This window comes from Microbacterium sp. nov. GSS16, from assembly GCF_028198145.1.
GTDB lineage: Bacteria > Actinomycetota > Actinomycetes > Actinomycetales > Microbacteriaceae > Microbacterium.
The window spans coordinates 822,923-840,299 of sequence record NZ_CP116338.1 but is presented as its reverse complement, the minus strand read 5'-3'; the positions used below and the strand labels follow the sequence as shown (position 1 = coordinate 840,299).

The following is a 17,377-nucleotide window of genomic DNA, read 5'->3' as shown; positions in this document are numbered from 1 at the left end:
GCGACTCGTCTCGCTGCGCTCGCTCAACGACCGGTATCGAAAGAACACACATGACTGACGAAGAACGCCCCGACATCACCGCGGGCCACGAGCACGGCCGCATCAACCAGGTCGACCTGCAGTCCGAGATGCAGCGGTCGTACCTCGACTACGCGATGGCGGTCATCGTCGGTCGCGCGCTGCCCGACGTGCGCGACGGACTCAAGCCCGTGCACCGCCGTGTGCTGTACGGCATGTACGACGGCGGTTTCCGCCCCGACAAGTCGTTCTCGAAGTGCGCGCGCGTCGTCGGCGAGGTGATGGGTCAGTACCACCCGCACGGTGACACCGCGATCTACGACACCCTCGTCCGTCTCGTGCAGCCGTGGTCGCTGCGCTACCCGCTCGCGCTCGGGCAGGGCAACTTCGGCTCCCCCGGCAACATGGGCGCCGCCGCTCCCCGGTACACCGAGACGAAGATGGCTCCGCTCGCGCTCGAGATGGTGCGCGACATCGAAGAGGACACGGTCGACTTCTCGCCGAACTACGACGGGCAGACTCAGGAGCCCGACGTGCTGCCCGCGCGGTTCCCGAACCTGCTCGTCAACGGCTCGATCGGCATCGCGGTCGGCATGGCGACCAACATCCCCCCGCACAACCTGCGCGAGGTGTCGGCCGCCGCGCTCTGGGCGCTCGAGAACCCGCAGCTCCCCCGCGAGGAGCTTCTCGAAGGTCTCATCCAGCGCGTTCCGGGACCGGACTTCCCCACCGGCGCGCAGATCCTCGGCACCAAGGGCATCCACGAGGCGTATCGCACCGGTCGCGGCTCGATCACGATGCGCGCGATCGTCGAGGTCGAGGAGATCCAAGGGCGCACCTGCCTCGTCATCACCGAGCTGCCGTACCAGGTCAACCCCGACAATCTCGCCGTGAAGATCGGCGACCTGGCCCGCGACGGCAAGATCACCGGCATCGCCGACATCCGCGACGAGTCCTCCGACCGCACCGGTCAGCGCCTCGTCGTCGTGCTCAAGCGCGACGCCGTCGCGAAGGTCGTGCTGAACAACCTGTACAAGCACACCCAGCTGCAGGAGAACTTCGGCGCGAACATGCTCGCGATCGTCGACGGCGTGCCGCGCACGCTCGGCCTCGACGGGTTCATCACCCACTGGCTCGACCACCAGCTCGACGTCATCGTCCGCCGCACCGGATTCCGACTGCGCAAGGCGCAGGCGCGCATGCACATCCTGCAGGGCTACCTCAAGGCGCTCGACGCACTCGACGAGGTCATCGCCCTGATCCGCCGCTCGCCCACGGTCGACGAGGCGCGCGAGGGCCTGAAGGCGCTGCTCGATATCGACGACGACCAGGCTGAGGCGATCCTGCAGATGCAGCTGCGTCGCCTGGCCGCACTCGAGCGGCAGAAGATCATCGACGAGGCCACCGAGCTCGAGCTGAAGATCGCCGACTACAAGGAGATCATCGCCACCGAGGCACGTCAGCGCGACATCGTGCGTCACGAGCTCACCGAGATCGTCGACCGCTTCGGTGACGAGCGTCGCACACACATCCTGCACGGCTTCGACGGCGACATGTCGATGGAGGACCTCATCCCCGTCGAGGAGATGGTCGTCACCGTCACCCGTGAGGGATACATCAAGCGCACGCGCAGCGACAACTATCGCTCTCAGCACCGCGGCGGCAAGGGAGTGAAGGGCGCGCAGCTGCGCGCCGACGATCTCGTCGAGCACTTCTTCGTCACCACCACGCACCACTGGCTGCTGTTCTTCACCGACAAGGGTCGCGTCTACCGCACCAAGACCTACGAGGTGCCCGAGGCGGGGCGCGATGCGAAGGGTCAGCACGTTGCGAACCTGCTCGCGCTGCAGCCCGACGAGAAGATCGCCCAGGTGCTCGCGATCAGCGACTACCAGGCGAAGGACTATCTGGTGCTCGCCACTCGCAGCGGACTGGTGAAGAAGACCCGCCTCGGCGATTACGACACCAACCGCCAGGGCGGCGTCATCGCCATCCGACTCCGTGAGACCGACGAGCTGGTCAGCGCGAAGCTCGTCAACTCCGATGAGGACATCCTGCTCATCAGCGCCAAGGGAATGTCGGTGCGCTTCCACGCCACCGACGAGGCGCTGCGACCGATGGGCCGCGCGACCGAGGGCGTGCGGGGCATGAAGTTCAGGGACGACGATGACTGCCTGCTCTCGGCATCCGTCGTCCACGACGAATCCTTCGTCTTCACCGTCACCGACGGCGGGTACGCGAAGCGCACGACCGTCGCCGACTACAAGGTGCAGAAGCGCGGTGGAACGGGCATCAAGGTCGCCAAGCTGAGCGACGAACGGGGCGTTCTCGCCGGTGGTCTCATCGTCTCCGAGGACGACGAGGTCTTGGTGGTTCTCTCCAGCGGCAAGGTGGTACGCTCTGCCGTGGCCGAGGTGCCGGCTAAGGGTCGCGACACGATGGGAGTCGTGTTCGCCCGCATGTCTGGCGACGATCGCATCCTCGCCGTCGCACGCAACAGCGAGCGCGGCATCGAGGAGGATGACGAGTCTCTCGGCGAGATCGAGGTCTCCGAGCCCGCCACGCCACCCGCTGACACCCCCGAAGCCTGATCCGAAGAGAGCACCGATAGATGAGTACAGTCGCTGACAAGCTGGCGAAGAAGTCCACGCGCAAGACCGGGGGCAAGCAGGTGCGCCTGCGTCTGGTCTACGTCGACTTCTGGTCGGCCGTGAAGCTGTCGTTCCTCGGAGCGGTGGCGTTGGCGATCGTGACCATGGTCTCGTTCTTCCTGGTGTACCTCGTGCTGCAGGCGACGAACGTCATCGCGCAGGTCGGCAAGATCCTCGACACGCTCACCGACGGAGCCATCGATCTGTCGAGCCTCATCGGGCTCCCTCAGATCATGGCCTTCGGCGCGGTCGTCTCGATCCTGAATCTGATCGTGTTCACGGTGCTCGGCGCGGTCATCGCCGGTATCTACAACCTGGCGGTGAAGGTGACCGGCGGTCTGCTCGTCGGGTTCATGTCGAACTAGTCTTTCTGCGAGAAGACCCCCGGCCACGTCGTGGCCGGGGGTCTTCCCATGTCTCGAGCGCTCACACCACCCCCGTGGTGCCGAGCAGGGTGCCGATCAGCCAGGTGACCAGCAGGGCGATGGCCCCGCCGACCAGGAGTCTCACGGATGCCCGCATCGCCGAGGCACCGCCCACCCGGGCCGAGATCACACCCGTCGCGGCCAGGGCGAGAAGCACGGCGGCGAACGTGACCGGCACGCGCCAGTCCGATGGCGGCAGCAGGATCGCCAGAAGCGGCAGCAGCGCCCCGATCGTGAACGAGATCGCCGAGGAGATCGCCGCGTGCCACGGGTTCACCAGGTCGTGCTGGTCTATGCCGAGCTCGACTTCGAGGTGAGCCGAGAGCGCGTCGTGCTCGGTGAGCTCGATCGCCACCTGCCGAGCGGTCTGCTCGCTGAGCCCGCGCTGTCGGTAGAGCTCGGCCAGCTCCGCCAGCTCCTGCTCCGGCATGGTGCGCAGCTCTTCGCTCTCCTTCTCGATCAGCGCGCGCTCGGTGTCGCGCTGACTGCTCACCGACACGTACTCCCCCAGCGCCATCGAGATCGCACCACCCACCAGCCCCGCCAGACCCGCGACCAGCAGAGCGGCGTTGTCGGTGGTGGCACCGGCGACGCCGACGACGAGAGAGGCCACGGACACGATCCCGTCGTTGGCGCCCAGAACGCCGGCGCGCAGCCAGTTCAGTCGCTGGCCCGTGCCGCCCGAGTGTGGTTCTGCGTCGTGTATCGCGTTAGGTGCGCTCATGCTGCCAGTGAACCACGCCTGAGCCGCACGGCGGGTAGGGAAAACCCGAACGTGGATGTCTGGTTGCCTCCATGTCGGGACGCTTCGCGGAACCGTAGCTTTGAGTCATGACCACGAATCCGACTCCCCCGGCACCGCCCAGCCCTGAGGCCGCGCCGCCGCCGCCGCCGGCGCGCGCGGCGTATCGTCCGAGCGCGGATGTCCCCCGCCCGCCGCTGCGCATCGTCCTCACCATCCTCGAGCTGGCCGCTCTCGGCGCCGTCGGCTCGGCAGCACTGGCGGCGCTCAGCGCCGTGCTTGGCGTCGGTCTGGCGCTGCTCTTCGTCTTCGGCATCGGCCTGCTGTTCCTGGTCGGCGTGGTCTACGCGATCTACGGCGTCTCGTGGTTCGAGGTGCGTCGCGTGGCGGGCCTCTACGGCGTCGACGTCGCCGACCTGCGCTGGCGGGAGCGCACGAAGCCCGGCTTCGGCGGGTGGCTGCGCAACCTCGCACGGCAGTCGGTCGATGGGCGCATGTGGCGCACGATGCTCAACTTCGTGCTGGCCTGCATCCTCGGCACGATCGTGCTGCGACTGTTCTGGGGCATGATCTGGTCGGTGTTCTTCGCGTTCGCCCCCCTGTCGTCCGAGGGCAGCGTGGAAGGCCCCTTCGGCAGCTACCTCGCCGTCGAGTGGGCGCCGGTGGTCGGCATCGTCGGGCTCATCGCCGGTCTCGCCGGCATGATCGGCGTCGCCCTGCTGCACCGCGTGCTGAGCCGCGCACTCGTGATCCCCAGCCGCGAGGCCGAGCTCACGGCCCAGGTGCGCACGAGCAGTGCGCAGCGCGCCGGTGCGGTGCGCGCGGCCGAACTCGAGCGCACCCGCATCGAGCGAGACCTGCACGACGGCGTGCAGCCCCGACTCGTGTCGGTGGGCATGACCCTGGGACTTGCGAAGCAGAAGATCGACGCCGACCCGGCGACCGCGAAGTCGCTGATCGACGAGGCGCACACCTCCACGAAGGCGGCCATCACCGAGCTCAGGCAGCTCGCCCGCGGCATCCACACCTCCGTGCTCGACGATCGCGGTCTCGACGCCGCCCTCTCGGCGCTGGCCGGGCGCTCGCACATCCCGGTGCAGCTCGATGTGCGCATCGATCCTTCGGCGACCGGCGCCGGCGCCTCGTGCCGCGATGCCGAGGCCGCCGTCTACTTCGCGATCGCCGAATCGCTGACCAATGCCGCCAAGCACTCCAGAGCCAGCGAATGCCGCGTCGTCGTGCGCAGCCGCGACGGAGGCCTGTGGGCGCGCGTCGAAGACAACGGGATGGGCGGTGCTCAGGTGCAGCCCGGCGGCGGCCTCGACGGCATCACGAACCGCGTGCTCGCCGCCGGAGGCACCTTCCGCCTCGACAGCCCTGTGGGCGGCCCGACCAGCCTGGAGGTGAGCGTGCCATGCGCATCCTGATCTGCGAGGACTCCGTTCTGCTGCGCGAAGGCCTCGTCCGCCTGCTCGAAGACGCCGGTCACGAGGTCGTCGCGGCGCTGCCCGACACGACCGGCCTGATGGACGCCGTCACGGCCTCCGCCCCTGACCTGGCCATTCTCGACGTGCGGCTGCCGCCCACATTCACCGATGAGGGCATCCGCGCGGCTCTCGCCATCCGAGCGGCGCGGCCGTCGCTTCCCATCCTGGTGCTCTCGCAGTACGTCGAGGAGCGCTACGCCAGCGACCTCATCGCCGCGCAGACGGGCCAGACGCAGGGCGGGGCCCTCGGCTACCTGCTCAAGGACCGGGTGGCCGATGTGGCCGAGTTCGTCGAGTCGGTCGCGCGGATCGCGGCCGGCGGCACGGTGCTCGACCCCGAGGTGGTCGCGCAGCTGCTCACCCGCCGCAACCGCGACGAGCGGATGCTGCGACTGACCGAACGCGAGCGCACGGTGCTCGCTCTGATCGCAGAGGGCAGATCGAACAGCGCCATCGCCGGGATGCTGTTCCTCAGCGAGGCGAGCGTCGAGAAGCACATCACCGCGATCTTCCAGAAGCTCGGTCTTGAGCCCGAAGACGGAAACCGGCGGGTGCTGGCCGCACTTGCTCACATCGAGAACCACGGTTCGGCGGACGCCGGCCGCAACGACCAGGGAGGGCTGCGATGAGCGGCACGAAGAAGAGCATCGGCGCGATCACGGTGGTGGTCGCCGCCTTCGGCGGAGCCGTGATGCTCGGCTCCGCGGCATCCGCCGCCGTCACCGGGCTGCAGCAGATCGGTCCGCAGTCGGGGCAGCTCACGACGGATGTCGGTGGCGTGAGCTCGATCGACGTCGAAGTGGGCGGAGCGAACATGCGGATCCTGTTCGACGATGTCGACGACGCCGAGCTGCGGGTCGAAGGCGCGTCGACCGGAGGGTGGACGCTGCGTGCGGATGCCGGCCGGCTGGAAGTCCGCGGCCCCGATCGCGGGTTCGACTGGTGGAGTCCGAACTGGCTGCGAGGCGACGAGCGGGCGACCCTCGTGCTGCCGCTCGCTCTGGAGGGAGTGGATGCCGAGCTCACCCTGCAGGCCGGCAGACTCGACGTCACCGGCGAATTCGCCGATCTGGGAGTCGATGTGAACGCCGGTTCGCTCGCGCTGGCCGGGGATGCTCGCGCGCTCGACATCGAGCTGAACGCCGGCCGCGCCGATGTCGAGCTGCGTGGAGTCGAGCAGGCGCAGTACCGGATCAGCGCCGGTCGCGTGGTCTCGACGCTCACGAGCGTGCCCGACAGCGTCGACTTCACGGTCTCGGCCGGAGCTCTCGACCTCACTCTGCCCGACCAGGAGTACGACCTGCGCCGCGAGGTGAGCGCCGGATCCCTCGATAGCAGTCTTGATCAGAGCAGTGACAGCAGGCATCGGATCACGGGGAATGTCTCCGCCGGATCCGCCACTCTGCGCCCGGGCGGCAGCGGGGAGTGAATCCGAAACGCCCGGCCTGCGCGCAGGCCGGGCTCGATTCGCTTTTGCGCAGGAATATCCGGTAAAGTCTTGGAGGTTGACGGGGCTATAGCTCAGGCGGTTAGAGCGCTTCACTGATAATGAAGAGGTCCCAGGTTCAAGTCCTGGTAGCCCCACTCAAGACGACGAAGAAGGCCCCGCTCCGGCGGGGCCTTCTTCGTTCTCAGGCTATGGGCCTCGTTCTCACAGCTCGGGGCCGCGCACGATGCGCACCGGTCCGCGGGCATCGCCGATCTGCACCGGCTCGCCTTTCTGCGTCACGATCACCTGCCGCTCGTCCGCCAGCTGAGCGGTGACGCGCCGCACGTCGTCCATGATCGACCGCCACGACTGCGCGCCGACCGTGCGCGCGACATCACTCGGGCAGATCGACGACGAGTGGCGCTTGCGCACAAGGGCCCTTACGGCCGCGGCGATGCGCTCGTCGAAGTCAGCGCCGGAACGATCGTCCCACCAGGGCGCTCCCCTCTCGCCGAGGGCGGTCTTCGCATCGTTCACCCGGCGTCGGGCGTCGCTCTCCCCCGCCTTCACGGCGCGTCGCGCCGACATGAGCTCGTCGACCAGCTCCTGCCGGAACGAGTCGGGGATCGACGGGTCGGTCGCCCGCCACCGCCGTCCGTCGACGATGATGTGGTGACCGTCGGCCGTCATCTCCGGATCCATGTCGCCAGCATCCGCCCGACGCACGCTCACCGACAGGGACTTGACCTCGGTGCCGGCAGTCCCCCGACACGCGCGGATGCCCTGGCCGCCGGCCGCGATTGCGGTCTCGAACCCGGCGGCATGTATCATTGACCGCGGTGCTCGCACCGTGGGGGGCCTTAGCTCAGTTGGTAGAGCGCTTGCTTTGCAAGCAAGATGTCAGGAGTTCGAATCTCCTAGGCTCCACAAGATCGAAAGCCCCGGCATCGCCGGGGCTTTCTTCCGCTTCACGGAAAGCCCTGTTTCCTCCACACGCGACAGTGGCAGGGTGGACGCATGACGCTGCCGCACGCTGACATCGACCCTGACGGACTGCTCGAGTACTCGGTGGTGTTCACCGACCGGTCGCTGAACCACATGTCGCAGAGGTTCGTCGGCATCATGCAGCAGACCATCGACATCCTCTGCGAGGCGTACAACGCCGACAGCGCCGCGCTCGTCAACGGCGGGGGCAGCTTCGCGATGGAGTCCGTCGCCCGCCACCTCGCGACGAACAGGCGCGCCCTCATCGTGCGCAACGGGCTGTTCTCGTACCGCTGGTCGCAGATCCTCGAGATGGGCGGCGTGGCATCCGACATCACCGTCTGCCTCGCCCGGTCAGACGGCGACGACGTGCGGGCGGCATGGAGCCCTGCACCGATCGACGAGGTGGTCGCGGCCATCCGGGCGAAGCGCCCCGAGGTCGTCTTCGCGCCGCACGTCGAGACGGCGGCGGGCATCATCCTGACCGACGACTACGTCCGCGCGCTCGCCGACGCCGTGCACGAGGTCGGCGGCGTGCTCGTGCTCGACTGCATCGCCTCCGGTGCGATGTGGGTCGACATGCGCGATCTCGGGGTCGATGTGCTGCTCTCCGCGCCGCAGAAGGGCTGGAGCGGGTCGCCGGGGGTGGGCTACGTGATGCTCAGCGGCGAGGGACGCCGGGCGGTGGCATCCGGGACGGCGACGAGCTTCGCTCTCGATCTGGGCCGCTGGCTCAGCATCTCAGACGCCTACCGGGACGGTTCGGCCGGGTACCACTCGACCATGCCCACCGACACGATCGCGCGAAACCTGCGGCAGATGATCGAGACGCGCGAGCGCGGCTTCGACGCGCTGCGCGATGCCCAGATCGAGCTCGGCGCCCGCGTGCGCGCGCTTCTGTCCGAGCACGGGCTGCCGTCGGTCGCGGCACCGGACTTCGCCTCGCCGACCGTGGTGGTCGTGCACACCGCTGATCCCGAGCTGCGAACCGGCGCGGCGTTCCGGCAGCACGGCGTGCAGGTCGCCGCCGGCGTGCCCCTGCACTGCGACGAGCCGGAGGGCTTCTCGTCGTTCCGGGTGGGACTGTTCGGCCTCGACAAACTCGACGACGTGGATGCCGCGGTGGCGCGGCTCGAGAGAGCGCTTCTCGCTGTGCGCGACTGACGCCACGCGCGCGCCGAGGCCGTCGTTCCGGGCGCAGACGGGCATCCCCGATTATTCTGAAGGGTGCGCGGAGCACGACTCCGAGGGTGGGGACGGGAGGTTTCGTGGCGGAGATCCTGCGGATGGATTCCGACGACGTCGATGACGTCGAGGAGATCTGGAAGACGTTCGTTCCGTCGGCGTCGCTGCTGCGCATCGACCCCGAGAACTTCGCATTCCGTTGGCGATCGGCGACACTCCGCGACGTCGCGATCGTGCGGTACTCGCTCACCGCCGAGGTGCACTCCCGGGTGCAGCCCGAGGATCAGCTGTTCGCGAGCCGACTCGTCGCCGCCGACAGCGAGGTGCGCACGCGCCGGTCGATCATAGAGCCGGGGATGCCCTGGGCCACCGACAGCGCCCAGGTCGAGGCGGAGTGGAACGGCACGGCCGAGGTCTCAGCGCTCATCCTCGACCGCGTGGGCGCGCAGGAACTGGCGCGCCGTGTCACCGGCGACGAGCTGCTGTCGCTGCGCGTGACCTCGGTGCACCCCTGTTCGGACCTCGCGGCGCGTCAATGGGTTCGCGCCTTCGACTACCTGCTGACCTCGGCGATGGCGCTGGACGGCGCGGAAGACGAGCTGATCGAGGCCGGCCTCATCCGTCACGCCCTGACGAGCATCCTCAGCTGCTTCCCCTCGACCTTCTCGTCGGCGATCGCTCGCGACGGCGGCGGCCACAGCGCCGCGACCGTGCGTCGAGCGCTCACGTACATCGACGAACACGCCCACCTGCCCATCACCGTCGACGACGTCGCCGCGGCGGTGCACATCTCGACGCGCGGGCTGCAGTACGCGTTCCGGCGCGGCATCGACACCACTCCGACCGAGTACCTGCGCCGGGTTCGCCTCGACGGCGCACACCGCGATCTGCGTGACGGCGGCGCCGACGAGTCGGTGACGCGGATCGCACGACGATGGGGATTCGCGAACAGCTCACGTTTCAACTCCCTGTATCGGCAGACGTACGGTCGGTCCGCGAAGGACACCCTGCAGGGTCATTGACCGGCCCGAGCGGTCAGAGAACGAACAGCACGTGCGTTCGGCGTCGCTCGGTGACGCATGCGGATGCAGCGGTCGGGCGTTCCTCGTACGGTGAGCACCAATGGGATTCATCTACTACGGCAATTCACCCGATCCGATCGAGGTCGACGATCGCACGCTCGCGCACCTCAAGGTCGTGATCGCCCTCAAGCTGCGTCGCAACGAGAGCTTCACGCTGTCATGGCGCCATCCGGACGGCTCGGGACGATCGACGCTATGGCTGCACCCGTCCATCCCCCTGCGCTTCAGCTTCGACGAGCCCGTCGCCCCGGATCTGAGCCATCAGTGGCTCAGCGAGCTGTCGAACTCCGCGAACACCAGCGGTGGCATCCTGCTCACCGAAGAGCACATCGAGCCGGTCGAGACAGCCTGACCCGCAGCCGGCGGCACCGCGACTACTGTGAGTGCATGGACCTGCGCGTCGCCGCCTACGGGATCGTCACCGACGACGGCGGCCGCGTGCTGCTGGCCCGATGGGTCGAGGGCCGACGCGTGGCGTGGACGCTCCCCGGCGGCGGACTCGAAGAGGGCGAGGATCCCGAGCTCGCCGTGCGGCGGGAGCTGCGTGAGGAGACGGGATTCCGCATCGAGACGACGGCGCTGCTGGGCATCCACTCCCGGGTGATCCCGGCTTCTCGTCGCGTGCGCCGCGACGAGAACAAGGTGCCCCTGCACACCCTGCGGATCGTCTACCGCGCTGAGGTCACGGGCGGCGCACTGCGGTTCGAGAAGAACGGCTCGACCGACATGGCGGGCTGGTTCACGCTCGACGAGGTCACCGCGCTGCAGCGGGTGAAGCTCGTCGACATCGGTCTGCGAATGGCGGCCCTGCTGCCGGCGCAGGCCGGCTGACACTGCTCGCAGATCGAAACGGCATGGCGGCGACTGCGGCGGGAGACGGCCGCGGTCGCTGCGGGCGTGCTCGACACCGTGATCGACGGCGCCGCCTGAGTCAGCGGGGGCTGTCGCCAGGCGGCTCGGGCTGGGAGATGTCGGCGACCGTCGCGCCGTAGGCGCGGATCAGGTCGTCGGCCTCGGTGAAGAGGCTGTAACCGTGTGCACCCGCGCCCATCGCGATGCGGCGTCCGACGATGGTCTCGTCGGCGTACACGGGCCAGTCGGTGGTGCTGCCGATCGGCACGATCGTGCCTCGTTCGAAGCCTGTCGCCTCCAGCGCGAGCTCGGGCTCGGGGAGGCGCAGCCTGTTCACGCCGACGACGGCACGCAGCTTCGGCCACGAGATGGAACGCCCACCGGGAACCAGGGCGAAGAGGTATTGAGGGCGCGTCGCTGAGCCGGTCGCGGAGGTCTTCACGACGAGGGTCTTCACGATGTCGGACGGCTGCAGCCCGAGAAGCGCGGCTGCGTCGCGCAGACTGCGCGCCTGCGGCCGCTCTCGGATCTCGATGTCGAGTCCTCGAGCGGCCGCAGCAGCACGCACCCGCTCATGCGGGTCGGCGTGGATCACGCGTTGGGCGGAGACAGCGGGTCGTCGGCGACCCACAGCTCGTCGTCTGCGCGCAGCGCCTGCCACGCGGCGGCGACGACGCCGACCGCCGCGGCGACGCCGAGCACGATCGCGACGACCGAGCCGAAGCCCATGCTCTTCTTCTGCGGAGCGACGTGGCGGGGGCCCCAGCCGAGGTCGGCGCGCTTCTTGTTCGCGACATCCCACGCCGAGAGGGCGGTGCCGACGACGCCGCCCACGACCGGAACGACCCGATGGTCGACGACGTGCTTGCCGAACTTCACGCCGCGGTCGACGGCGGGGGCGAGGTGGCGCTCGTACGAGTCGTGCACAGAGGGCAAGACCTGTTCGCGGTTGAAGTTGCCCAGCTGGCGTCCGGCCTCACGGGCGACGTCGGCAGCGTGCCCGACGAGAACCTGCTGCGACTCCCAGAGTCGTCCGGCGTCCTGCTGAAGTCGACGCAGTTCCTTCTTGCGCTTGCGGCTGAGATTCACGTTGCTCTCCCGTCGGTCGGTCGATGTCCGTTCCGCTGATCATCCAACCACAACACACTGAATTGGAGCAGAGTCTGGCGGTCGGCGCGCGGAAACGAGACAATACGCCGCGCCCGCACAGGAGGGCTCTGCGACAATGGAGCCATGCCTCACGCATCTCACGTCGCAACCCTGCACACCAACCACGGTGACATCGTCATCAACCTGTTCGGCGACCACGCTCCGAACACGGTCGCCAACTTCGTCGGCCTCGCCGACGGCTCGAAGGCGTGGACGCACCCCGCCACCGGCAAGCCGGGCGAGGGCCCGCTGTACAAGGACGTCATCTTCCACCGCATCATCCCCAACTTCATGATCCAGGGCGGCGACCCGCTCGGTCAGGGCATCGGCGGTCCGGGCTACAACTTCAACGACGAGATCCACCCCGAGCTGAACTTCAACGACCCGTACGTGCTCGCCATGGCGAACGCCGGTCTGCGCCGCAACGCCATCACGGGCCAGGCCGAGGGCACCAACGGCTCGCAGTTCTTCATCACGACCGACCCGACCCCGTGGCTGCAGGGCAAGCACACGATCTTCGGCGTCGTCGCCGACGACGCCTCCAAGGCCGTCGTCGATGAGATCGCCAAGGTGCGCACCGGCGCGCAGGACCGTCCCGTCGAGGACGTCGTGCTGCACTCGGTCGACATCGTCGCCAACTGAGACACGACCGCTCGAGCCGATCCGGATGACCTCTCCTGATTTCACGCGCAACCGCGAGAACTTCTGCTACCGGCATCCGGATCGGCAGAGCTTCGTGCTCTGCCAGCGTTGCACGCGCACCATCTGCGCCGACTGCCAGACCCAGGCGCCCGTCGGCGTCATCTGCCCGGAGTGCATGAAGGCCGACCGCAAGGCGCAGACGCCCGCACAGCGCCGCGCCCACCGGGCCTGGCGCTCCGGCGTCGACTCCTCGAAGCCGATCGCGACGTACGCGATCATCGGCGTGACCGCGGTCGTCGGGGTGCTGCAGCTGCTGCTCGGCCCGATCATCGACCGGACCCTGCTCTTCGCCGCGCCCTACCTGTTCCCCGACATGTTCGGCGGCGACTTCTCGTTCCAGCCCTGGCGGCTGCTGACGACGATGCTCGTGCACTCGGGCATCACGCACTTCCTGCTGAACATGCTCGCGCTGTGGATGATCGGTCGCAGTCTCGAGCCGCTGCTCGGACGGTGGAGATTCGTCGCCCTGTATCTCATCGGCGGCCTCGGCGGCTCGGTGGCGATGGCCGTATTCGATCCGCTCGCCGCCACCGTTGGCGCCTCGGGCGGGATCTTCGCCCTGATGGGTGCGCTTCTGGTGATAGGCCGCCACATCGGCGCCAATATCCGCGGCATCCTCGTGATCCTCGCCATCAACCTGGCGATCGGCTTCATCCAGACGCTGAACATCGCCTGGCAGGCGCACATCGGGGGAGCGGCGGTCGGCGCTCTGGTCGGCCTGATCTTCGCCCGCACCCGCCGTCACTCGCAGCGTCTCGTCCAGATCCTGCTGCTCGTGGTGCTCACGATCGCGCTTCTGGCCGTCGCCTTCCTGGTGACTCCGGTCGTGCTGCGCAACCTGTTCTGACGCCGCCCGAGAGGCGGGGAGCGCGGTTCTGCACATCCTCTGCACAGGCTCTCCACACCGCTCTGCACAGTATCCCCCGTGGTTATCCACAGGACTGTCCACACCTGGGGAGAATTACACCGGTGTTATTCACAGGTGGAGGAGGTTGTTAACAACCACCTGGGGAAAGCGAGACGCCCCCTCACCACAGGGTGAGGAGGCGTCGAGTACGGGCTCGTCGGCCCGCGCCGGCTGGAGTGTCAGCGCCAGCGCGTCGTCATCAGGAAACCGATGAGGGCGATCCCCAGGCCGATCCCGAGATTCCACGAGTCGAGACCGGGGATGGGGAAGCGCGAGCCGGAGATGTAGTAGACGAGGATCCACGCCAGGCCGAGCAGCATGAAGCCGACCATGACGGGCTTGAACCACACGGCGTTCGGGGCGGCATCGCCCTCGGGACGCTCGACGGCGGGTTCTTCAGGATTGCGGTCACGTGCCATGCGCATCATTCTAGCCGGGCGAATAGACTTCCCCCTATGCATGCGTTCGCGACGTCTCAGGCTCCGTCGCGACGCTCGAAACCGGCCCGTCGTCGCTCCCGCGCGACTTTCGCCAGTGTGCTCGGCGAGCTGCTGCTCACCGCGGGCGTGCTGGTGCTGCTGTTCGTGTCGTGGCAGATGTGGATCGGCGATCTGATCATCGGCGCCGAGAACAACGCGAAGGGCGCCGAGCTCTCCGAGCAGTGGGCGCGGGTCCCGCCTCCCGAACCGCCACCGGTCGTGCAGCAGGGCGACGAGACGGTATACGAGCCGCCCGTGCTGGCGCACCCGGCGGATGCGGAGGTGTTCGCGAACATGCGCATCCCGCGCTTCGGCGACGACTACAACGTGCACATCGCCGGCGGCACGTCGCGCGAGCGGACGCTCGACCGGATCGGCATCGGCCTCTACGAGCAGTCGAAGATGCCAGGAGAGGTCGGCAACTTCTCTCTCGCCGGTCACCGCACGACCTGGGGCAAGCCGTTCAACCGCATCGACAAGCTGCGGCTCGACGACGCGATCGTCGTCGAGACGCAAGGCGGCTGGTACACGTACCGGTTCCGCAACCTGCAGTATGTGAAGCCGTCCGCGGGGGACGTGCTGCTCGACGTGCCGCAGATGCCGGAGGTCGCCCCTTCGGATCGGTTCATCACGCTCACCGCGTGCTCGCCGCTGTACTCGTTGGCGGAGCGCATCGTGGCGTACGGCGTGTTCGAGAGCTTCCAGCCGCGCGCTGAGGGACCGCCCGCGTCGCTCGCATCCGTCGAGGAAGCCAGTCCGTCTGCCGAAGGAGTCCGCTGATGTACGCAGCCCTTTGGCGCCTCCTGCCCGGTCCGTGGTGGATGCGCCTGCTCATCGTCCTCCTGCTGGTTGCGGCCGTGCTCTACGCGCTGTTCTTCCACGTGTTCCCCTGGATCAGCCCGCTGATCACCCCCGGCGAGGTGGACCTGCAGTGACACCGAGGGTGCTCGTGGTCGACAACCACGACAGCTTCGTGCACACCCTCATCGGCTACCTCTGTGAGCTGGGTGCAGAGGTGGTGATGGTGGAGGCGGATGCCGCAGGCGCAGTTCCGGATGCCGAGGTGATCCGCCATTGGCGGGAGCGCCTTCGCGCTCACGACGCGGTGATGATCTCTCCCGGGCCGGGCGCACCGGCCGATGCGGGCGCGTCGATCGCCGTCGTGCATCTCGCGGCCGAGACGGGGATGCCGCTGCTCGGTGTCTGCCTCGGTCATCAGGCGATCGGCGAGGCCTTCGGCGGCGCGGTGGGAGCCGCCCCTGAGCTGATGCACGGCATGGTCTCGCAGGTGAGCCACGACGGATCAGCCCTGTTCGACGGCATCCCCTCGCCGTTCGCGGCGGGACGCTATCACTCGCTCGCCCTCGATGATGCGACTCTGCCGCCGATGCTGCGCGTCACCGCTCGCGCCGAGCACGGCACGATCATGGCGGTCGAGCACGAGACGCTGCCGATTCTCGGGGTGCAGTTCCACCCCGAGAGCGTGCTGACCGATCACGGGCACCGCCTGCTCGGCAACTGGCTCTCGTCTGTGCCGTCGAGCGCGAGCCAGCGTCAGCCGGCCGGCGGCACGCAGTAGCGCAGCTCGACCGTGGAGTGGATCGGCACTTCGCCCGGCGCCTTCGACATCGAGGCGACGACGTTCGGCGTCTGTCCGTCGGCGCACGGACCGAGCTCGACCGGCTCGGCCTCAAGGCCCAGCTTCTCGAGCTGACCCTTCGCGGCTTCCATCGAGAAGCCGGTCATGTCCTCAAGGGTGACCTGGCCGTTGGCGATGACCAGATCGACGACCGTGCCCGGGGCGACCTGAGCTCCGGCCTCTTCGCTGGCGCTGAGCACTGTTCCGGCCTGAGCGTCCTTATCGTTCTGCGGCCGCACCGTGCCGAGTTCGAGCCGGGCCTCCTCGAGCACCTGCTTCGCGGCATCCTGCGATAGGCCCTCGACGATGGGCATCTCGACCGTGTCGATGCCCCTCGAGACATACACGATCACCGAGGTGCCCGCTGTCAGCTTCGCGCCCGTGGTGGGCGCCGAGCGGATGACGCGGCCCTCGTCGAAGTCGATGCTCGACTCCTCGCGCATGTCGGGGATCAGCCCTCGCTCCTGCAGGGCCTCCTCGGCTTCGTCGGCCGTGAGATTGACGAGGTTCGGCACGGTCACCGATGTCGTCGGCACGTCGTTCGGCTGCATGGCGAGGGTGACCACCCAGATCAGCACTGAGATGAGCAGCACGGCGAGCAGCGCGACCCCGGCCCAGATCCACGCGACCGGCGGGCCGGACTGGGTGCGGGTCATCGTGGTGTCGGTGCTCAGCTGGCGCAGTGAGCGTGCGGTCTCCTGCGCCTGCCGCGGGTTGGGCCCGTAGAGCTCGCTGGTGAGCGCGCCGATGTCGCGCTTGGTCGGCGCGTGGCCGTCGGAGACGGCCTTGAGAGCCAGCCGGAACGATCCCGCGTCGGGGAACCGCTGATACGGGTCTTTCGCGAGGGCCCGCAGCACGATGGCATCCATCGACCGGGGCAGCTGCTCGTCGACCTCGGTCGGCGGCAGCGGTGTCTCGCTGACGTGCTGGTACGCGACGGCCACGGGGGAGTCGCCGCGGAACGGCTGACGACCCGTGAGCATCTCGTACAGCACGACTCCGGCCGAGTAGAGGTCGGTGCGCGCGTCGACCGCCTCGCCTTTCGCCTGCTCGGGGGAGAAGTATGCGGCGGTGCCGAGGATCTGCGTCGTCTCAGCCACGGTCGACGACGAGTCCGACACGGCGCGGGCGATGCCGAAGTCCATCACCTTCACGGTGCCCTTGTCGGTGATCATCACGTTGCCGGGCTTGATGTCGCGGTGCACGACGCCCGCGCGGTGCGAGTACTCGAGCGCCTCGAGGATGCCGTCCTCGTAGCGGATCGCGTCGGCGACGGGGAGCGGGCCCTTCGCGATGATGTCCTTCAGCAGGGTGCCCCGCACGAGCTCCATGACGATGTACGGCTCGCTCTGCTCACCGGACTTCTGCGCATCCGAGCCGCTCGAGGCGGTCCCTGAGCCTGTCGAGGGGTCGCCGGCGTCGTACACGCGCACGATCGAGGGGTGCGACATGCGCGACGCGGCCTGGGCCTCGAGACGGAAGCGGGTGCGGAACGCGGTGTCGCGCGCCAGTTCGGGGTCGAGGATCTTGATGGCGACCTCTCGACCCAGGGTCAGGTCATAGCCGCGGTGCACGCTGGCCATGCCGCCTTGCCCGATGACCTCATCGACACGGTAGCGACCGGCGATGATGCGCGGCTCTGGCGA

Annotated in this window: 20 protein-coding genes and 2 tRNA genes; 16 read left to right on the top strand and 6 right to left on the bottom strand. The window is 68.3% G+C overall.

What is annotated here, in order from left to right:
- Window positions 1-50: 50 nt before the first annotated feature.
- Window positions 51-2,609 carry a DNA gyrase subunit A gene (gene gyrA, locus PGB26_RS03875; RefSeq protein WP_271639013.1) on the top strand — a complete coding sequence of 853 codons (2,559 nt, stop codon included), beginning with the start codon at window positions 51-53 and terminating at the stop codon, window positions 2,607-2,609.
- Between the two features lie 20 nt (window positions 2,610-2,629).
- Window positions 2,630-3,034: a DUF3566 domain-containing protein gene (locus tag PGB26_RS03870; RefSeq protein ID WP_101188886.1), complete on the top strand. Its 405-nt coding sequence runs from the start codon at window positions 2,630-2,632 to the stop codon at window positions 3,032-3,034.
- A 61-nt stretch (window positions 3,035-3,095) separates the two neighbouring features.
- Here PGB26_RS03870 and PGB26_RS03865 read toward each other — a convergent pair whose 3' ends face one another.
- Complete coding sequence (locus PGB26_RS03865; protein WP_271639010.1) at window positions 3,096-3,818, bottom strand: VIT1/CCC1 transporter family protein; 723 nt, start codon at window positions 3,816-3,818, stop codon at window positions 3,096-3,098.
- A 107-nt stretch (window positions 3,819-3,925) separates the two neighbouring features.
- Here PGB26_RS03865 and PGB26_RS03860 point away from each other — a divergent pair, with 107 nt between their 5' ends.
- The 4 genes from PGB26_RS03860 (at window position 3,926) to PGB26_RS03845 (ending at window position 6,907) form a co-directional block, all read left to right on the top strand.
- Complete coding sequence (locus PGB26_RS03860) at window positions 3,926-5,263, top strand: sensor histidine kinase (protein WP_271639009.1); 1,338 nt, start codon at window positions 3,926-3,928, stop codon at window positions 5,261-5,263.
- Window positions 5,251-5,952 (top strand): LuxR C-terminal-related transcriptional regulator, encoded by a 702-nt coding sequence (locus tag PGB26_RS03855; protein ID WP_271639008.1) that lies wholly within the window; start codon window positions 5,251-5,253, stop codon window positions 5,950-5,952. The genes PGB26_RS03860 and PGB26_RS03855 overlap by 13 nt, the downstream gene beginning before the upstream one ends.
- Complete coding sequence (locus tag PGB26_RS03850; RefSeq protein WP_271639007.1) at window positions 5,949-6,752, top strand: hypothetical protein; 804 nt, start codon at window positions 5,949-5,951, stop codon at window positions 6,750-6,752. The genes PGB26_RS03855 and PGB26_RS03850 overlap by 4 nt, the downstream gene beginning before the upstream one ends.
- 81 nt (window positions 6,753-6,833) lie before the next feature.
- Window positions 6,834-6,907, top strand: a tRNA-Ile gene (locus PGB26_RS03845).
- A gap of 67 nt (window positions 6,908-6,974) precedes the next feature.
- On the opposite strand, the gene PGB26_RS03840 is transcribed toward PGB26_RS03845, so the two are convergent.
- A complete protein-coding gene (locus tag PGB26_RS03840; RefSeq protein ID WP_271639006.1) occupies window positions 6,975-7,583 on the bottom strand; it encodes a DUF3253 domain-containing protein in 609 nt (202 codons plus the stop codon).
- Between the two features lie 23 nt (window positions 7,584-7,606).
- Between PGB26_RS03840 and PGB26_RS03835 the strand changes: the two genes are divergently transcribed.
- From PGB26_RS03835 to PGB26_RS03815, 5 genes are all read left to right on the top strand, one after another.
- A tRNA-Ala gene (locus PGB26_RS03835) sits at window positions 7,607-7,679 on the top strand.
- A gap of 90 nt (window positions 7,680-7,769) precedes the next feature.
- Window positions 7,770-8,900 carry an aminotransferase class V-fold PLP-dependent enzyme gene (locus tag PGB26_RS03830; RefSeq protein ID WP_271639004.1) on the top strand — a complete coding sequence of 377 codons (1,131 nt, stop codon included), beginning with the start codon at window positions 7,770-7,772 and terminating at the stop codon, window positions 8,898-8,900.
- A gap of 104 nt (window positions 8,901-9,004) precedes the next feature.
- A complete protein-coding gene (locus tag PGB26_RS03825; RefSeq protein ID WP_271639003.1) occupies window positions 9,005-9,943 on the top strand; it encodes a helix-turn-helix transcriptional regulator in 939 nt (312 codons plus the stop codon).
- A gap of 100 nt (window positions 9,944-10,043) precedes the next feature.
- On the top strand, window positions 10,044-10,355 hold the full coding sequence (locus PGB26_RS03820; protein WP_271639001.1) for a DUF7882 family protein: 312 nt from the start codon (window positions 10,044-10,046) through the stop codon (window positions 10,353-10,355).
- Between the two features lie 35 nt (window positions 10,356-10,390).
- On the top strand, window positions 10,391-10,834 hold the full coding sequence (locus PGB26_RS03815) for an NUDIX hydrolase (protein ID WP_271639000.1): 444 nt from the start codon (window positions 10,391-10,393) through the stop codon (window positions 10,832-10,834).
- 100 nt (window positions 10,835-10,934) lie between these two features.
- Here the strand turns inward: PGB26_RS03815 and PGB26_RS03810 are convergent, their stop codons facing one another.
- Together PGB26_RS03810 and PGB26_RS03805 are read right to left on the bottom strand one after the other, a co-directional pair.
- Window positions 10,935-11,423 carry an aminoacyl-tRNA deacylase gene (locus PGB26_RS03810; RefSeq protein ID WP_271638999.1) on the bottom strand — a complete coding sequence of 163 codons (489 nt, stop codon included), beginning with the start codon at window positions 11,421-11,423 and terminating at the stop codon, window positions 10,935-10,937.
- Window positions 11,424-11,446: 23 nt separating this feature from the next.
- The gene (locus PGB26_RS03805) at window positions 11,447-11,944 is read right to left on the bottom strand and encodes a DNA helicase (RefSeq protein WP_271638997.1); all 498 of its coding nucleotides are present in this window, start codon (window positions 11,942-11,944) and stop codon (window positions 11,447-11,449) included.
- Between the two features lie 144 nt (window positions 11,945-12,088).
- Here PGB26_RS03805 and PGB26_RS03800 point away from each other — a divergent pair, with 144 nt between their 5' ends.
- Both PGB26_RS03800 and PGB26_RS03795 read left to right on the top strand, forming a co-directional pair.
- Complete coding sequence (locus tag PGB26_RS03800) at window positions 12,089-12,646, top strand: peptidylprolyl isomerase (protein WP_271638996.1); 558 nt, start codon at window positions 12,089-12,091, stop codon at window positions 12,644-12,646.
- A gap of 25 nt (window positions 12,647-12,671) precedes the next feature.
- A complete protein-coding gene (locus PGB26_RS03795) occupies window positions 12,672-13,553 on the top strand; it encodes a rhomboid family intramembrane serine protease (protein ID WP_271638995.1) in 882 nt (293 codons plus the stop codon).
- A gap of 239 nt (window positions 13,554-13,792) precedes the next feature.
- Here PGB26_RS03795 and PGB26_RS03790 read toward each other — a convergent pair whose 3' ends face one another.
- Entirely contained in the window at window positions 13,793-14,032 is a 240-nt protein-coding gene (locus tag PGB26_RS03790; RefSeq protein ID WP_071642807.1) for a cell division protein CrgA, read from the bottom strand.
- A gap of 36 nt (window positions 14,033-14,068) precedes the next feature.
- Between PGB26_RS03790 and PGB26_RS03785 the strand changes: the two genes are divergently transcribed.
- Genes PGB26_RS03785 through PGB26_RS03775 form a run of 3 tightly spaced genes read left to right on the top strand, consistent with a single transcriptional unit; the run spans window position 14,069 to window position 15,671 of the window.
- Complete coding sequence (locus PGB26_RS03785; protein ID WP_271638994.1) at window positions 14,069-14,872, top strand: class E sortase; 804 nt, start codon at window positions 14,069-14,071, stop codon at window positions 14,870-14,872.
- Window positions 14,872-15,027: a hypothetical protein gene (locus PGB26_RS03780; RefSeq protein WP_271638992.1), complete on the top strand. Its 156-nt coding sequence runs from the start codon at window positions 14,872-14,874 to the stop codon at window positions 15,025-15,027. The genes PGB26_RS03785 and PGB26_RS03780 overlap by 1 nt, the downstream gene beginning before the upstream one ends.
- A complete protein-coding gene (locus PGB26_RS03775) occupies window positions 15,024-15,671 on the top strand; it encodes an anthranilate synthase component II (RefSeq protein ID WP_271638990.1) in 648 nt (215 codons plus the stop codon). Before PGB26_RS03780 ends, PGB26_RS03775 begins: the two co-directional genes overlap by 4 nt.
- On the opposite strand, the gene pknB is transcribed toward PGB26_RS03775, so the two are convergent.
- A complete protein-coding gene (pknB, locus tag PGB26_RS03770; RefSeq protein WP_271639589.1) occupies window positions 15,647-17,314 on the bottom strand; it encodes a Stk1 family PASTA domain-containing Ser/Thr kinase in 1,668 nt (555 codons plus the stop codon). The two genes, PGB26_RS03775 and pknB, sit on opposite strands and share 25 nt — an antisense overlap.
- Window positions 17,315-17,377 lie beyond the last annotated feature (63 nt).